Source organism: Pantoea sp. FN0302 (assembly GCF_050113775.1).
GTDB classification, from domain to species: Bacteria; Pseudomonadota; Gammaproteobacteria; order Enterobacterales; family Enterobacteriaceae; genus Mixta; species Mixta alhagi.
In genome coordinates, this window is sequence record NZ_JBNJSM010000002.1 from 419,054 (window position 1) to 430,618 (window position 11,565).

Genomic DNA, 11,565 nt, shown 5'->3' on the forward strand with positions numbered 1-11,565 from the left:
ATTTCCCATTTAATGTCGTTTGGGCAGTTTATAAACAATCGCGCGGTAGTATAAATGCAAGCCAGACGCTTTGATACGTCCTTTTATTTTTACGTGGATATGGAGATCGCGCGAACATGGCTTTTCAGAAATGGCAAGTAGGGCTGGATATTCAGAATGGTCAGCTCTGTGCTTTAGGTATTCAACGTCGCCGTAACGGTTGGCAGCTGCGTCACTGGTGGCAACATGCGCTGCCGCACGATACGTTATCTTATGGCGCGCTGCAATGCTCGCCGACGCTGCTTGCCGTTTTGCGCCGCTGGCGTAAACAGCTTCCCCGTAGCCTCTCATTACGCGTCGGCTTTCCGCCGCAGGCGGTCATGCAGCGCGCTCTGGCGGCCCCCTCACTGCAACTACGCGAACCTGAGCTGGGGCGCTATGCCGCGGCGGCGGCCGAACGGCTCTTTCCGCTTTCCGTCAATGAACTGGCGCTGGATTATCGGGTCGCCGCTCAGCCGCAGTCGCGTCTTTATCTGACCGCCGCGCGTCAGAGCGTGCTGCAGCAATGGCTGTCTACGCTGGCTCTGGCCGGGCTGATCCCTGATGTCATCGAACTCACCTGTGGAGCGCTGGCGCAGGTCGGCAAAGCCATGCAGCTCTCTGATGAGGCGGCGCTGATTCATCAGCTCAGCGACCACTGGTTATGGTATTTGCCGGGAGAGCGGGAAGCAGCCTCTGGCTGGGTGCCCGGCCTGTTATCAACCGATAGCGAGCAGCTCCGACAGCACCTGCCCGACGCGCATGACCTCTGGTTCAGCGCGAACATCTCCAGCGAACTGCTGACAGGGATGCAGCCTCTTCAGCCGCTAAGCCTGCTGCAGTTTATGCAGCCGCCGCTGCCCGCTAATGGCGGAATGTTCACGCTGGCGCTGGGGTTAGCGCTGCGCCCGGAGGAGGGCTGATGATTGCGGTTAACCTGCTGAACTGGCGTCAGAAGGTCAGAAAACGCCAGCTAAGGCGCTGGCTGGGGTTAAGCGGAGCGTTGTTGGTATTGGTTCATGTTGCGCTGCTGTGCTGGTGGCGAGGGCTGGCAGAGAATACGCAGCGGTGGCAAGCCCAGTTTACGCTGTGGCAGCAGGCAGCACGGCAGGCACAGCAGCTTGATCAGCGCTATAACGAAGCGCAAAAACAGCAGCAGGCATTGCGTAATCAGGCGGAGCTGCGTGAGCGGAAGCAGCAACGGCTGGCAGAGTGGCAGGCCTTTATGCTGCAGCTAGAGAGCGATATACCGGATAACGCCTGGCTTTCTTCATTAACCCATCAGCAGGGAACATTACGGCTGGATGGGTTAAGCCTGCGGCCAGAGGCAACGCAGCTGTTACATCATCGGCTCAGGAAATCGCGCTTTTTTCAGATCTGGCTGCCGGGAGCGTTAAAGAAGAGCGCTGAGGGGCCATATGGTTTTACGCTAACCACGGGAAAAGCGGAGGACGATAGCCATGAACCATGACATTGTGCTGCGCTGGCTGTTGATGCCGGCGAAATGGCGTTGGGTGAGCCTGATGGGTCTGTTGACCAGCGTAGTGCTGTTGGCTGTTTATTTGTGGATAGCACCAGCGCGCGCCTGGCAGCTGCGTTTGCAGGATAAAACGCAGCAACAGCAGCTGCACTATCAACGGCTGCTGACGCCGCTGTGGCAACAGCCTGCGCTGCAGAAGATAGAGATGCGAAACCAGCAGATGCTGGCAGAGATGGTTCGCCAGGGGCAGCCCTTTTCCCTCTATACCCTGCTAAAACACAGCGGCGGCGAACTGGCGAACTGGCATCCTGATCGGCGAACCAGCCAGCTTGAGCTTTGGCTGGACTGGTCTCAGCTAAAGCGGCTATTTGCTTATCTGGTGAGCTGTGAACCAGCTCCCATCCTGACCTCTTTTATTGTGCAGCGTAAGGCCGAGCGCCTGTACGCCACCTTCCATCTGGCGTTTGATAATGAAACACCTCTTGATTAGCGGGCTGTTTTTCGCCTGCCTGTCGCCAGCTATTGCGCGCGATCCCTTTGCTCAGTTACAGGCTCCCTGTGCTTTGTCAGTGATGTCATTAGATCGCTGGCAGCTCCAGGGCATGGTAGGGAAGGGAAACCGTTATCGGGGATGGCTGCGTTCAACGCGGGGCGAGCGGGTGGCAATTGCCAGCGACCAGCCTTCGCCTTTCATGGCATGGCAGATTGATGCCTTTACCCCATTTCGTTTAACGCTCAGCACGCCGCACAGTTGCGTGCCGCAGCAGGTCACGTTGCACATTACAGGGAAATATCATGACAAGGATCGGAGTCGCTCTGCTGCTGCTGAGCACCGTGGTACAGGCCAGTGACGAGCCGCTTTCACTGGCCTTTCAGGATGCGCCGGTTGAGCAAGTTTTACAGGCTTTGGCGGATTATCAGCAGTTTAATCTGTTGGTTGCGCCAGGCGTGGAGGGAAACATTACGCTGCGCCTGCAGGATGTCCCCTGGCGGCAGGCGTTATCGCTGGTGGCGCGTATGGCCAGGCTGGACATTACGCGGGAAGATTCGGTGCTGCTGGTTTTCCCGCAGGGCTGGGAGCAGAAAGAAGCACAGGAAAAAGTGCAGCAGCAGCCTTTACAGGATCTGGCATTAGCCTTGCAGCATGCGGATGTCGCAGCCGTCAGCGCCAGCCTGCAGGCCGAGCGCGGCAAATTAATGACGCCTCGCGGCAGCATCACCCTTGATGCGCGTGCGAATATGCTGCTGTTACGTGATACGCCAGCGGCGTTAAAAAATGTTGAGACCTGGGTTCAGGCGCTGGATGTGGCGCGGGAGCAGGTTGAGCTGACAGCCCATATCGTTAGCATCAGCGCAGAGCATTTGCATGAGCTGGGCGTCAGCTGGCAACTCTCTGGCGAAGAGGTGATCACCCAGGCGTTGCGTAACCCTGCAATCAATATCGGCCTTGCCGCTGCTTCGCCCTCGCTGGCGGCTGGCTTAACGCTGGCGCGGGTAGATGGGCGGCTGCTTGATTTGGAGCTTAGCGCGCTGGAGCAGGAGAACCAAATTGATATTATTGCCAGTCCGCATCTCATTACCTCACATCAGCAACCGGCCAGCATCAAGCAGGGCGCTGAAATACCCTATGAAGTTTCCAGCGGCAGCGACGGCGCAACCAGCATCGAATTTAAAGAGGCGGTGTTAGGGATGGAGGTGACGCCGACGGTGCAGCCCAACGGGCGTATTCGTCTGGCGTTGCACATCAGTCAAAACGTGCCCGGACGCAACATTAACAACGGCGAAAGAGAAATTCTGACTATTAATAAGCAAGAAATTAGCACTGAGGTTACGCTGAAAGATGGTCAGACGTTAACGCTGGGCGGCATATTTCAACAGGAATCAGCGCGTAATCGTGATAAAGTCCCTTTCCTGGGCGATATACCGTTGCTGGGTGCGCTTTTTCGTCATGAAGTTCAGAATGACAAGCGCCGGGAGCTGGTAATTTTTATCACCCCGCGCCTGGTGCATGAAGAGTAACCAGCAGCGTTTTTTTTCCCGACCGGGTATCATATGCGTTTGACGCAGGAGCGGAATTAGCTTACAAGGTTTAGCGATTTTGACTTATGGCAGCACAGACTTATGGTTTGTTGCCATGATACCGTGACAGGACGCTGCCTGAAGGGCGGCGGTTTTGACTCTTAGCGAACTGTGTGACGCGCAGACTGCGCGTTCTGAGCCGGGCAATTTATTCGGTTGCCAAACGACCTTGAGTGTTGAGATAATTTTTCATCTGACTCTCGCACTATCGCTCATGAGGTTTCAGTTCATGTCCCGCCAGCGGCTCGGCCGTTGCAGACGGGGTATCATCAACGCATTGTCTTAGTAATACCGAAAAAATGGCAGAGAAACGCAATATCTTTCTGGTTGGGCCTATGGGTGCCGGCAAAAGCACTATTGGTCGTCAGTTAGCTCAGCAACTCAATATGGAATTTTATGATTCCGATCAGGAAATTGAGCGACGTACCGGAGCGGATGTGGGCTGGGTTTTTGACGTTGAAGGCGAAGCAGGTTTTCGCGAACGTGAAGAGAAAATCATTAATGAACTCACAGAAAAACAGGGCATCGTGCTGGCTACCGGCGGTGGCTCTGTAAAATCCCGCGAAACCCGTAATCGTCTCTCCGCCCGTGGCGTTGTGGTCTATCTTGAAACCACTATTGAGAAGCAACTGGCGCGTACGCAGCGCGATAAAAAGCGTCCTTTATTACAGGTCGATGCACCGCCACGTGAAGTGCTGGAAGCGCTGGCGGATGAACGCAATCCCCTGTATGAAGAGATCGCTGATGTTACCATCCGCACTGATGATCAAAGTGCGAAAGTCGTCGCTAATCAAATCATTAATTTACTGGAAAAGAATTAATCCAACGCCTTAGGGCATAGCGAAAAGGTTATACAGCGTCATGGAGAGGATCACCGTTACCCTTGGGGAGCGCAGCTACCCGATCACCATCGCTGCCGGTCTGTTCAATGATGCGGCTGCCTTTTGGCCGCTGAAAGCAGGTGACCAGGCTATGTTGGTAACCAATGAGACGCTGGCTCCGCTTTACCTCGCGCCGCTGCGACAGCGGCTGGAGGTGGCGGGCGTTAAGGTGGATCAGGTTATCCTTCCCGATGGCGAACAGTATAAAACCCTGGTGGTAATGGATCAGGTCTTTACCGCTCTGCTGCAAAAGCCCCACGGGCGTGATACCACACTGGTCGCGCTGGGCGGCGGTGTGATTGGCGATCTGACCGGTTTCGCCGCCGCCAGCTATCAGCGCGGCGTACGCTTTATTCAGGTGCCAACCACGCTGTTATCGCAGGTGGACTCTTCCGTTGGCGGTAAAACCGCCGTCAATCATCCGCTGGGCAAAAATATGATAGGCGCATTCTATCAGCCTGCTTCAGTGGTTATCGATCTCGACTGCCTGCGTAGCCTGCCGCCTCGCGAGCTGGCATCCGGCATGGCTGAAGTGATCAAATATGGCATTATCCTTGACGGTAATTTTTTTAACTGGCTTGAGCAGAACCTGGATGCGCTGATGGCGCTGGATGGGGAGGCGCTGGCCTTTTGTATTCGCCGCTGCTGCGAGCTGAAAGCGGAGGTTGTTGCCGCTGATGAACGCGAAACCGGACTACGGGCGCTGTTAAATCTGGGCCATACCTATGGCCATGCGATTGAAGCGCAGATGGGCTACGGTAACTGGCTACACGGCGAGGCCGTAGCCGCCGGGATGGTGATGGCTGCACGTACTGCTGAAAGGCTGGGGCAGTTCAGCTCTGCCGATACTGACCGTATTATCGCGTTGCTTGTCCGTGCCGGCCTGCCGGTAACAGGGCCGCAGGAAATGACCGCGCAGGACTATTTGCCGCATATGATGCGGGATAAAAAAGTGCTGGCGGGAGAGCTGCGTCTGGTTTTGCCGCTGGCGATAGGCAAAGCCGAGGTGCGTAGCGGCGTGTCGCATGATATTGTGCTTGCCGCAATTGATGATTGCCGTAAGGCCTGATAGTGATGTCTGCCGCAAACGGGATGTTGGCGGCGTTTGCCGTAAGACGGGGAGGTTGAATGGATGAGTTTAAACCGGAAGACGAGTTAAAACCTGATACCAGCGATCGCCGTCCGACACGGCCTCGCAAAACGTCTTCTGCACCTAAAACGCCGGTATCGCGCCAGCGTATGATGATGGGCATCGGTGTGCTGGTCCTTTTGCTGCTGGTAATTGGCATTGGTTCAGCTTTAAACGGGCCTGATTCTAAAAAACCATCCGCTCCGGTGGAGAACGGCGCAGCCACCTCTGGCGGCAATGAAAAGAATATCGACCTTTCCGGCTCATCAGCCATGAGCGGTCAGAACGGTAGCGCGGCTGGCAGTAATGAGGCTGCATTAGACAATGGCACAGCAAACGAGGCGCCGCAGTCGGTTTCCGTTCCGCCAGTCTCTTCTACGCCAACGCAAGCCGCGCCGATTGAGACGCCGCAAAATCAGCAGCGCGTAGAGCTGCCGGGCGATCTTAATAATGCCTTGACCAATCAACAGGGGCAGGTTGATTCTGCAGCCCAGGATGCGATGAGCACCAGTTCGCTGCCGACTGCGCCCGCCACAGTGAGCGGAAACGGCGTCGATAGCAGCAATGCTCACGTTGCGCCGATCGTACCAGGCAGCAAGCCAGCGCCGACGCGCAAGCCGGTTGCCAGCCAGCCGCCAGTTAAACAGAGTCATCAGCCAGCGGCTAAGCAGAGCAGCAAGCCTGCCACTGGCCATGCGGCACCTGCTGCGCAACAAAGCGTGCCCGGCGGCAGCTATACGTTACAGCTGAGCAGCGCCTCGCGTTCAGATACGCTGAATGCCTGGGCGAAGAAACAGAACCTGAGCAACTACCATGTCTATCAGACCACACGCAACGGACAGCCGTGGTATGTGCTGGTAAGTGGTTCTTATGCTACGCCAGCGGATGCTAAGCGTGCTGTCGCCTCGCTGCCAGCGGAAGTCCAGGCGAAAAAGCCCTGGGTTAAGCCGGTTAGCCAGGTGAAAAAAGAGGCGGGACGCTAAGCCGTTCACCTCCATATTACTGTGATAATGTGCTCTGGCAGCGAATTATCACAGCCGTTGCAACGGCTTTAAAATGGCAACCTGGTTGCCATTTTTGTCGTAAGTCAGATTCATAAGCGCAGATATGCTGTCGCTATAGCCACAGCCAGATGAACAGAAGTAACCAAAACGACGGCATGAAAAAAAATCGCGCTTTCCTGAAATGGGCTGGCGGTAAATATCCTCTTCTGGAGGATATCCGCCGCCATTTGCCGCAAGGTGACTGCTTAGTCGAGCCTTTTGTCGGCGCCGGCTCCGTGTTCCTTAACACCGATTATCCGCGCTATGTGCTGGCCGATATCAATAACGATCTGATCGGCCTGTATAACATTGTAAAAGGGCGCACCGTCGAGTTTGTCAGCGATGCGCGCCAGCTCTTTACGCCACGCAACAATGAGGCGGATGCTTACTACGCGTACCGCAGCGAATTTAATGCCAGCGACGATGCTTATCGCCGGGCGCTGCTGTTTCTTTATCTGAATCGTCACGGTTACAACGGTCTGTGCCGCTATAACCTGCGCGGTGAATTTAACGTTCCTTTTGGGCGTTACCGTAAGCCCTATTTTCCGGAAGAAGAGCTCTACGGATTTGCCGAACGCGCGCAAAAAGCGGTTTTTGTTTGTGAATCGTACGATGTTACCCTGAGTAAGGCGCAGGCAGGATCGGTGGTTTACTGCGATCCGCCTTATGCGCCGCTTTCGACAACAGCGAACTTTACCGCCTATCATACCAACAGCTTTAGCCTGCGCGAGCAGCAACATCTGGCTGAGCTGGCGGTAAAACTGGCGCAGGAAAGCGCGATTCCAGTACTGATTTCTAACCACGATACCGAGCTGACCCGGCTGTGGTATCAGGATGCGGTGCTGCACGTGGTTAAAGCGCGCCGCTCGATCAGCAGAAGCATTAGCGGTCGTACTAAAGTGGACGAGCTACTGGCCCTTTTTTGCTAGGCAGTTTCGTCCGCGACCAGCGCAATCTGTCAGTATTTTTACTGGCGCATACAGTGGGAGATACGGATGAAACAATTTTTGCTGGCCCCTTCAATCCTCTCTGCAGACTTCGCCCGTCTGGGCGAAGACACAGCGAAAGCTATGGCAGCGGGAGGAGACGTGGTGCATTTCGACGTTATGGATAACCATTATGTTCCCAACCTGACCATGGGGCCGATGGTGTTAAAAGCCCTGCGCGATTATGGTATTACCGCGCCGATCGATGTTCATCTGATGGTGAAGCCGGTCGACAGCCTGATCCCTCAGTTTGCCGAAGCGGGCGCCAGCTTTATTACCTTCCACCCTGAAGCCAGCGAACATATCGACCGCAGCCTGCAGCTCATTAAAGAGCATGGTTGCAAAGCCGGTTTAGTCTTTAATCCTGCCACTCCACTGAGCTATCTCGATTATGTGATGGATAAACTGGATATCATCCTGTTGATGTCGGTCAATCCGGGCTTCGGCGGTCAGTCTTTCATTCCCGGTACGCTGGATAAACTGCGCGAGGCGCGTAAGCGCATTGACGATAGCGGTTACGATATTCGGCTTGAAGTCGATGGCGGCGTGAAAGTGGATAATATTGCCGAAATCGCTGCCGCTGGCGCGGATATGTTTGTTGCCGGGTCGGCCATCTTTGGTCAGCCAGACTATAAAAAAGTGATTGATGATATGCGTAATGAACTGGAGAAAAGTCGTCATGGCGCCTTTCACTAATATTCGCGCATTGGCCTTCGATCTTGACGGTACGCTGGTTGATAGCGTGCCGGGGCTGGCAGCGGCAGTGGATCGGGCGCTGATTGCTTTAAACTTGCCTGCGGCCGGTGTCCCGCGCGTTACCACCTGGATAGGAAACGGCGCCGATATTATGGTGCAGCGAGCGCTAAGCTGGGCGCTGCAGCGTCAGCCCGAAGCGAACGAACTGCGCGACGGCAGAGCGCTGTTTGATCGGTTTTATACCGAAACGGCGGAGTCGGGCACGACGCTCTTTCCGCACGTGGCGCAGACGCTGGAAAAGCTGAGCGCCACTGGGCTGCCGCTGGCGCTGGTGACCAACAAGCCGACACCTTTTATTGCGCCGCTGCTAAACGCGCTTGGTATCGAAAGCTACTTTTCGTTAGTGATCGGCGGCGATGACGTGGCGGCGAAAAAGCCGCATCCGGCGCCGCTGTTTTTAGTGTTAGGCAAGTTTGGTCTGCTGCCGCAGGAGTTGCTGTTTGTTGGCGATTCACGCAATGATATCCAGGCGGCGCAGGCGGCGGGTTGTCCCTGCGTGGGGATGTCATACGGCTATAACTATGGCGAGCCGATTGCCACCAGTGAACCAAACCTTGTTCTGGACGATTTCAACGACCTTTTGCCCGCATTGGGGCGGTAATTATCAGGATTTAAAAGCATGAGCAAACCCATCGTATTTAGCGGCGCACAGCCCTCCGGCGAACTGACCATTGGTAACTACATGGGTGCGATGCGTCAGTGGGTACAGATGCAGGACGATTATCACTGCATCTACTGTATTGTCGATTTGCACGCCATCACCGTACGTCAGGACCCGACCGCGCTGCGTAAAGCAACGCTGGATACGCTGGCGCTTTACCTTGCCTGCGGCATCGATCCCGAAAAAAGCACGATCTTCGTCCAGTCACATGTGCCAGAACATACTCAACTGAGCTGGGTGCTGAACTGTTACACCTATTTCGGCGAGCTGAGCCGCATGACCCAGTTCAAAGATAAATCTGCTCGCTACGCAGAGAACATCAACGCCGGGCTGTTTGATTATCCGGTACTGATGGCAGCGGATATTCTGCTGTATCAAACCAATCAGGTGCCGGTTGGCGAAGATCAAAAGCAGCATCTGGAGCTGAGCCGTGATATTGCCCAGCGCTTTAACGCGCTGTATGGCGACGTGTTTAAGGTGCCAGAGCCGTTTATTCCCAAATCAGGCGCGCGCGTGATGTCGCTGCTTGAGCCGACGAAAAAGATGTCCAAATCGGACGATAACCGCAATAACGTTATCGGCCTGTTGGAAGATCCGAAAGCAGTAGTGAAAAAGATCAAGCGTGCGGTTACCGACTCCGACGAGCCGCCGGTGGTGCGTTACGACGTGCAGAACAAAGCGGGCGTTTCTAACCTGCTGGATATTCTCTCCGCCATTTCAGGCAAAAGCATCAGCCAGCTTGAGCAGGAATTTGAAGGCAAGATGTATGGTCATCTCAAGGGCGAGGTAGCAGAGGCGGTTTCCGGCATGCTGACCGAGCTTCAGGTGCGCTATCAGCGTTATCGCGAAGATGAAGCTTTCCTTGAGCAGGTAATGCGTGATGGTGCGGCAAAAGCGCGCGCGCACGCGCAGGAAACGCTGAAAAAAGTTTATGAGGCGGTAGGCTTCGTCGCTCAGCCTTAAGCAAAAATCCCTGCCTGCGTTATCCCACCCCGGCGGGCAGGGCATCACTAAAAAATAGCGTCTTGCAAAGGGCTCTTTGCAAGACCGCTGACAGTTTATGTCATATCAGAAAGCGTGTTTGAACTCATGTTTGACTATGAAGAGAACCAGTTCAGGCTATCGCGTAGCGCAACCACCCGTCCAACGATAATCAGGCTGGGGCTGACCACCTGTGTCGCCAGCGTTTCCAGCTGGGCCAGCTCACCGCTGACCACACGCTGGCGCGTGCTGGTACCGTTTTCAACCAGCGCGACCGACATTGATGCAGCCATGCCGTGCGCCTGCAGCTGACGCTGAATCTCACCTGCCTGTGCCAGCCCCATATAAAACACCAGCGTTTGCTGTTCTGCCGCCAGGTTAGCCCAGTCGGGCTGGTAATCCTGCTTACGGTGGCCGGTAACAAAGCGCACGCTGTGAGCGTAATCGCGATGGGTTAATGGGATCCCGCTGTAAGCGGAGCAGCCAGAGGCGGCAGTAATACCCGGCACGACGGAAAAGGGGATATTACTGTCCTTTAACGCCTCCAGCTCTTCTCCGCCGCGTCCAAAGATAAAGGGATCGCCGCCTTTCAAGCGCACTACGCGTTTACCGCGCCGTGCCTGCTCCAGCAGGATCTGATTGATCTCTTCCTGCGGCACGCAGTGATGACCAGCGCGCTTACCGACAAAAATCTTCTCCGCATCGCGACGCGCCAGCTGCAGGACATCATCGGAAACCAGTCGATCGTAAACCACAATGTCCGCCTGCTGGATTTGCTGTAACCCTTTCAGCGTCAACAGGCCAGCATCGCCCGGACCGGCACCCACCAGCACCAGTTCGCCACGTTTATCCAGCGGCTGGCTAAAGAGTTCATCGGTTAATGCAGCCGCCCGTTCTGTATCATTATTGGCCAGCGATTGCGCCAGACGATCGCTGACGAACAGCTTTTCCCAGAAGCGACGGCGCTCAGCTCCGGTTGCATATTGCTGTTTAACCCGCTGACGCAGCGATCCTGCCAGCGCGGCCAACCGGCCTAAATGCTGCGGCAGCAACGCCTCCAGCTTTTCCCGCAGCAGGCGGGCCAGCACGGGCGCACGCCCGCCAGAGGAAACGGCAATCATTAGCGGAGAACGATCGATAATTGAAGGCATAATCACACTGGCCTGCGCGGGGGCATCCACAACGTTACAAAACAGACGACGCGCTTCTGCTGCCTCGCTCACCAGCCGATTAACCTGTTCATCGCTGGTTGCAGCGATAACCAGCCAGCACTCATCCAGCAGCTCGGCGGAAAAAGGCTGGGGCAACAGCGTGACTTCGCCAGTCTGCTGCCACTCATAAAATGGCGTACTGAAATCAAGCGCGCAAACCCGAAGCTGAGCGCCGGCATCCAGCAGCAGCCGCGCTTTACGTGCGGCAACATCGCCTGCGCCAACCAGCAGGCAGGTTCTGCCGCGCAGCTGACAAAATAGCGGTAGGTAATCCATGGTGTTCTCCCGGTTTGCCGGTTTTTATCGTGATTCGCAGGTGATGCGGCGCACAGGGTGCGCC

At 55.6% G+C, this 11,565-nt stretch carries 13 protein-coding genes; 12 read left to right on the top strand and 1 reads right to left on the bottom strand.

What is annotated here, in order from left to right:
• Positions 1 to 116: 116 nt before the first annotated feature.
• The 12 genes from pilM to trpS all read left to right on the top strand — a co-directional run bounded on the left by pilM (position 117) and on the right by trpS (position 9,996).
• Positions 117 to 941, top strand: a complete 825-nt coding sequence (gene pilM / locus ACQE32_RS12510; RefSeq protein WP_426974036.1) for a pilus assembly protein PilM — start codon at positions 117 to 119, stop codon at positions 939 to 941.
• Positions 941 to 1,489, top strand: a complete 549-nt coding sequence (locus ACQE32_RS12515) for a PilN domain-containing protein (RefSeq protein ID WP_427021871.1) — start codon at positions 941 to 943, stop codon at positions 1,487 to 1,489. Before pilM ends, ACQE32_RS12515 begins: the two co-directional genes overlap by 1 nt.
• Positions 1,479 to 1,988 carry a hypothetical protein gene (locus ACQE32_RS12520; RefSeq protein WP_427021872.1) on the top strand — a complete coding sequence of 170 codons (510 nt, stop codon included), beginning with the start codon at positions 1,479 to 1,481 and terminating at the stop codon, positions 1,986 to 1,988. The genes ACQE32_RS12515 and ACQE32_RS12520 overlap by 11 nt, the downstream gene beginning before the upstream one ends.
• Positions 1,969 to 2,349, top strand: a complete 381-nt coding sequence (locus tag ACQE32_RS12525; RefSeq protein ID WP_427021873.1) for a HofP DNA utilization family protein — start codon at positions 1,969 to 1,971, stop codon at positions 2,347 to 2,349. The genes ACQE32_RS12520 and ACQE32_RS12525 overlap by 20 nt, the downstream gene beginning before the upstream one ends.
• Positions 2,294 to 3,517, top strand: a complete 1,224-nt coding sequence (hofQ, locus tag ACQE32_RS12530; RefSeq protein WP_426974040.1) for a DNA uptake porin HofQ — start codon at positions 2,294 to 2,296, stop codon at positions 3,515 to 3,517. Before ACQE32_RS12525 ends, hofQ begins: the two co-directional genes overlap by 56 nt.
• Positions 3,518 to 3,876: 359 nt before the next feature.
• Positions 3,877 to 4,398 carry a shikimate kinase AroK gene (gene aroK / locus ACQE32_RS12535; protein ID WP_085068555.1) on the top strand — a complete coding sequence of 174 codons (522 nt, stop codon included), beginning with the start codon at positions 3,877 to 3,879 and terminating at the stop codon, positions 4,396 to 4,398.
• Between the two features lie 40 nt (positions 4,399 to 4,438).
• Complete coding sequence (aroB, locus tag ACQE32_RS12540; RefSeq protein WP_427021874.1) at positions 4,439 to 5,527, top strand: 3-dehydroquinate synthase; 1,089 nt, start codon at positions 4,439 to 4,441, stop codon at positions 5,525 to 5,527.
• Between the two features lie 59 nt (positions 5,528 to 5,586).
• A complete protein-coding gene (locus tag ACQE32_RS12545) occupies positions 5,587 to 6,570 on the top strand; it encodes an SPOR domain-containing protein (protein WP_427021875.1) in 984 nt (327 codons plus the stop codon).
• Between the two features lie 176 nt (positions 6,571 to 6,746).
• Positions 6,747 to 7,559 carry an adenine-specific DNA-methyltransferase gene (dam, locus tag ACQE32_RS12550; RefSeq protein WP_250651528.1) on the top strand — a complete coding sequence of 271 codons (813 nt, stop codon included), beginning with the start codon at positions 6,747 to 6,749 and terminating at the stop codon, positions 7,557 to 7,559.
• Between the two features lie 66 nt (positions 7,560 to 7,625).
• On the top strand, positions 7,626 to 8,312 hold the full coding sequence (gene rpe, locus ACQE32_RS12555; RefSeq protein WP_426974043.1) for a ribulose-phosphate 3-epimerase: 687 nt from the start codon (positions 7,626 to 7,628) through the stop codon (positions 8,310 to 8,312).
• Positions 8,296 to 8,973 (top strand): phosphoglycolate phosphatase, encoded by a 678-nt coding sequence (locus ACQE32_RS12560; protein ID WP_426974044.1) that lies wholly within the window; start codon positions 8,296 to 8,298, stop codon positions 8,971 to 8,973. The genes rpe and ACQE32_RS12560 overlap by 17 nt, the downstream gene beginning before the upstream one ends.
• An 18-nt stretch (positions 8,974 to 8,991) precedes the next feature.
• Positions 8,992 to 9,996 (top strand): tryptophan--tRNA ligase, encoded by a 1,005-nt coding sequence (trpS, locus tag ACQE32_RS12565; RefSeq protein WP_085068543.1) that lies wholly within the window; start codon positions 8,992 to 8,994, stop codon positions 9,994 to 9,996.
• Between the two features lie 134 nt (positions 9,997 to 10,130).
• Here the strand turns inward: trpS and cysG are convergent, their stop codons facing one another.
• Positions 10,131 to 11,501: a siroheme synthase CysG gene (gene cysG, locus ACQE32_RS12570; RefSeq protein WP_427021876.1), complete on the bottom strand. Its 1,371-nt coding sequence runs from the start codon at positions 11,499 to 11,501 to the stop codon at positions 10,131 to 10,133.
• Positions 11,502 to 11,565: the final 64 nt, after the last annotated feature.

What these genes read in the sequence shown, in the direction of transcription:
- ACQE32_RS12515 (WP_427021871.1), top strand. Translation starts at nt 941, where the DNA reads ATGATTGCGGTTAACCTGCTGAACTGGCGTCAGAAGGTCAGAAAACGC.
- cysG (WP_427021876.1), bottom strand. Translation starts at nt 11,501, where the DNA reads ATGGATTACCTACCGCTATTTTGTCAGCTGCGCGGCAGAACCTGCCTG.
- ACQE32_RS12560 (WP_426974044.1), top strand. Translation starts at nt 8,296, where the DNA reads ATGGCGCCTTTCACTAATATTCGCGCATTGGCCTTCGATCTTGACGGT.
- dam (WP_250651528.1), top strand. Translation starts at nt 6,747, where the DNA reads ATGAAAAAAAATCGCGCTTTCCTGAAATGGGCTGGCGGTAAATATCCT.
- rpe (WP_426974043.1), top strand. Translation starts at nt 7,626, where the DNA reads ATGAAACAATTTTTGCTGGCCCCTTCAATCCTCTCTGCAGACTTCGCC.
- ACQE32_RS12545 (WP_427021875.1), top strand. Translation starts at nt 5,587, where the DNA reads ATGGATGAGTTTAAACCGGAAGACGAGTTAAAACCTGATACCAGCGAT.
- trpS (WP_085068543.1), top strand. Translation starts at nt 8,992, where the DNA reads ATGAGCAAACCCATCGTATTTAGCGGCGCACAGCCCTCCGGCGAACTG.
- ACQE32_RS12525 (WP_427021873.1), top strand. Translation starts at nt 1,969, where the DNA reads ATGAAACACCTCTTGATTAGCGGGCTGTTTTTCGCCTGCCTGTCGCCA.
- hofQ (WP_426974040.1), top strand. Translation starts at nt 2,294, where the DNA reads ATGACAAGGATCGGAGTCGCTCTGCTGCTGCTGAGCACCGTGGTACAG.
- aroK (WP_085068555.1), top strand. Translation starts at nt 3,877, where the DNA reads ATGGCAGAGAAACGCAATATCTTTCTGGTTGGGCCTATGGGTGCCGGC.
- pilM (WP_426974036.1), top strand. Translation starts at nt 117, where the DNA reads ATGGCTTTTCAGAAATGGCAAGTAGGGCTGGATATTCAGAATGGTCAG.
- aroB (WP_427021874.1), top strand. Translation starts at nt 4,439, where the DNA reads ATGGAGAGGATCACCGTTACCCTTGGGGAGCGCAGCTACCCGATCACC.
- ACQE32_RS12520 (WP_427021872.1), top strand. Translation starts at nt 1,479, where the DNA reads ATGAACCATGACATTGTGCTGCGCTGGCTGTTGATGCCGGCGAAATGG.